Source organism: Dietzia sp. DQ11-38-2 (assembly GCF_014145055.1).
Taxonomy (GTDB): domain Bacteria; phylum Actinomycetota; class Actinomycetes; order Mycobacteriales; family Mycobacteriaceae; genus Dietzia.
On record NZ_JAALDW010000429.1, the window covers coordinates 1 to 2,646 of the forward strand.

The 2,646-nt window shown below is 70.4% G+C and carries 2 protein-coding genes and 1 pseudogene; 1 reads left to right on the forward strand and 2 read right to left on the reverse strand.

The window, feature by feature from the left end; genetic code table 11:
- Window positions 1-259 (forward strand): annotated as a pseudogene (locus G6026_RS13805) (hypothetical protein); the annotation flags it as partial.
- A 52-nt stretch (window positions 260-311) separates the two neighbouring features.
- On the opposite strand, the gene G6026_RS13810 reads toward G6026_RS13805, so the two are convergent.
- Together G6026_RS13810 and G6026_RS13815 are read right to left on the reverse strand one after the other, a co-directional pair.
- Window positions 312-1,319, reverse strand: coding sequence for an oxygenase MpaB family protein (locus G6026_RS13810; protein ID WP_107757825.1), 1,008 nt, complete (start codon window positions 1,317-1,319; stop codon window positions 312-314).
- A gap of 7 nt (window positions 1,320-1,326) precedes the next feature.
- On the reverse strand, window positions 1,327-2,646 hold a 1,320-nt coding region (locus G6026_RS13815; protein ID WP_182613506.1), incomplete at its 5' end, for an aldehyde dehydrogenase family protein.

A 2,646-nucleotide genomic window follows, 5' to 3' on the forward strand; every position in this document is an offset into this window, starting at 1 on the left:
CTCCGAGCTCGGCACACTGGGTCTCCACGACAGGAAGCGGATCCGCCGATCCCAACTGCGACAGCTCGAACGTTGGGCCGGACTGGTTCGCGGGGCCGCGCCGGCGGGGTCCACCGTGGACGACGCCACGGCCCGGATCCGGGTCCACGCCGCACTGGCGGTGGTGTTGGACGGCGGACAGGGGACCGGCTTCCATCCCGGAGCCGCGGCGACATTCGCCGCGCTGGCCCGGACCGTACTCCTGCCCCCGGAACGCTAGGTCCGGCGCTGCCGGTCAGACCGGGACGCCGCACCCGGCACTCGCCGTCGCGTCACCGGCCGTCGCCACCCGCGGTCATCACCGGGCACCCCTCCACGCGGTCTCTCGGCCGGATCGGGCAGGCCCCCAGGTCAGCGGGGCGGTATCCGTTCGGGTAACCCGGATAGGTCCTGTTCTCGGTACCGCGTGACCCCAGCGCCCGGCGACGGACCGGGAGCCACCTCACCACGGCGGACCGGGCCCGCAGCGCGGCGTACGCGGCCTTGCGTCTTCCCGGCGGCTGCCACGGGAAGCCGAAGGCCCGGGTCATGTCGTCGTCCACCAGCGACAGGACCGCCGTGCGGACGGCGGGGCGGATCGCCTCCGGATACCAGGAACACATGAGATCGAGCGTGTAGGTGCCGATGAGCTCGTTGTTGCGGTCATAGCGGAAGGTGCGGGCCTCGTAGTCGTCGCGCCACCGGCGGAACTCCCCGATGTCCTCCGGGATGTCGGCGATCTTCATCCGCTGCCCCACCCCGCGGTAGAAGTGGAACGCGGCCAGTCGCTCGTGAGGGTGCAGGCGCCGCCACCCGACCGCATCGATCCACTCCAGCGGCTCGTAGATGAACGTCGACAGCACGTACAGCATGTCGTCGTTGGAGATGTCGTACCGCGCGTGCTGGCGATTGATCACCCGCAGCGCCTCCCTGCCCCTCGGGGAGTCGTAGCCGTGCTCGACCAGCTCCACCATCAGCAGCGCAGTGTCGTCGTATCGCTTCTGCGGCTCATCGCGGAACTGGCCGGCCTCCTCGAGGACCGCCGACACCGAGGGCACACAGTACGTCCGGTACAGGGCCAGCTCGAGCGCCCTCTGGTAGTCCCAGGGGAACTCGTAGGCGGAGGTGATGCGGTGGATCTCCGCCGCATCGGCCACGGGATCGAGCGTCGCGACGAGATCCCGCCAGTACCAGCGGCCCGGCTTGAGCGGCAGCGACGCCGTGAGCGGGTGCTCGACGGCGGCGTCGGCCACCAACTCGGCCGGGATCGGTCCGAACACCCCTGGGACGGTGGCGGTCATCCGGAGATCACAGCCTTCCCATCACGTTGGCCATCATCCACTTGACCACCTTGATGTCCCTCGGCTTGCGGGTCATGGTCATGAGGTTGAGGGGAGCGGCGAACTTCTGGGCCGTGATGGCCTTGGGCCGGGCGAACTCGCGCAGCCCGTCGGCCCCGTGGATCCGGCCGAAGCCCGAGTCGCCGGAGCCACCGAACGGCAGCGACGGGATCCCGGCGAAGGCCAGGAAGGAGTTGACCGACACCATGCCGACGTCGAGCTTCTCCGCCAGCGCCAGACCCCGCTTGCGGTTACCGGTGAAGATCGCGCCACCGAGGCCGTAGCTGCTGGCATTGGCCTTCTCGACCGCCTCCTCCAGGTCCGCGACCGAGTTGATCACGACGGTCGGCCCGAACGTCTCCTCGGTGATCGCCGTCGAGTCCTCGGGCACGTCGACCAGGACGACCGGCTCGACCACCCTCTCCCCGACCGATCCCTCGCCCCCGATGACGGCCGTGCCGCCCCGGGCCAGCGCGTCCCGGACGTGGCGGCGGACGATGTCGATCTGGGCCGGCAGCGTCATGGGGCCGTAGCTGGAGGTCACCGAGGTGCCGGGGGTCAGTGCCCGGACCTTCGCGGCGAACTTGTGGACGAAGGCGTCGCGGACGTCGCGGTGGACATAGATGCGTTCGACCCCGGCGCAGGTCTGCCCCGCGTTGCCCATCGCGCCGAAGACCGCCTGGTCGGCCGCCGAGTCCAGGTCGGCGTCCGCGTCGACCAGGAACGCGTCCTTGCCGCCGCCCTCGATGACGACGGGGGTGAGCGTCTCCGCGCAGGCGGCCATGACCTTGCGGCCCGTCGCGGCCGACCCGGTGAACGCGAGCTTGTCCACACCCGCCCGGCACAGCGCCGCGCCGGTGGAACCATCGCCCGTGATGGTCTGGAACAGCGGCTGCGAGGCGCCGAGCGAATTCCACACCTCGGCGAGCCAGACGCCGACCCCGGGCGTGAGCTCACTGGGCTTGAACACCACCGCGTTGCCGGCGGCCATGGCGTAGGAGAGCGTGCCCATCGGGGTGAACGCGGGATAGTTCCAGGGGCCGATCGCGCCGACGACGCCGTACGGCTGGTATTCGACGTACGCCGCCTGGTTGCTCATCAACAGGCCGGCGGACACCGAACGGCGCCGCAGGACCTTGTCGGCGTTCTTGGCCGCCCACTCCAGGTGGCTCACCGTGAGCATGACCTCGAGCGTGGCGTCCTCGTCCGGCTTGCCGGTCTCGGCGGAGATGAGTGAGGCCAGCTCCTCGGCTCGGGAGGCGATGGCCCGCTTGTACTCCAGCAGCCA